The 634-nt window shown below is 59.0% G+C and carries 1 protein-coding gene; it reads right to left on the reverse strand.

Translation table 11 applies throughout. The features are described 5' to 3' along the window. Position 1 precedes the first annotated feature (1 nt). On the reverse strand, positions 2-634 hold a 633-nt coding region (locus GQS54_RS23005; protein ID WP_205967903.1), incomplete at its 5' end, for a hypothetical protein.

Genomic DNA, 634 nt, shown 5'->3' on the forward strand with positions numbered 1-634 from the left:
CTCATACATAAGCTCCTGGAGCGGACTTCGGAGCCGAGTACTTCACGGAATAACCACGACCGTCGCTCTTTGGGCACTGACAACAGAGAAGCGCCCCGCCGATGAGCTGCAGACCAGACGCGCCCCAGCCGATGAACAGAGACGCCCCCAGCTCGCGCTTCTGAGCCTCAGACAGAATGGGGTTGTAGAAGTCACTGATGACGGTGTGCGCGCACCAGCAGACCGGGATCAGGCACAGAACGCCACCCACCAGGAAGAAGACGCCGGCCGCGACCCCCACTTTAGCCTTTGCGTCCCGTTCTTCAATGCAGTTGGTGCACTTGCCTCCAGCGACGGCCAGGAAAAGTCCCAAGAAGGTCACGAGGATTGAGATGATTACAAGCGCTCGAGCTGCCTGGAGATCTTGTGGCAGTGCCAGCATGGAGTCGTAGACCTTGCACTGCATCTGGCCCGTGCTCTGCTGCACGCAGTTCATCCAGAGGCCTTCCCAGAAGGTCTGCGCGGTCACGATGTTGGTGCCAATAAACGCCGTCACCTTCCACATGGGGAGCGCGCAGATAATGATGTCTCCCACCCAGCCGAGGACCGCGAGGACAGTGGCCAACATCTGAAGTCCAGCAGATGCCATTATGTT

Origin of the sequence: Paraglaciecola sp. 20A4 (assembly GCF_011378905.1) — a bacterium.
GTDB lineage: Bacteria > Pseudomonadota > Gammaproteobacteria > Enterobacterales > Alteromonadaceae > Paraglaciecola.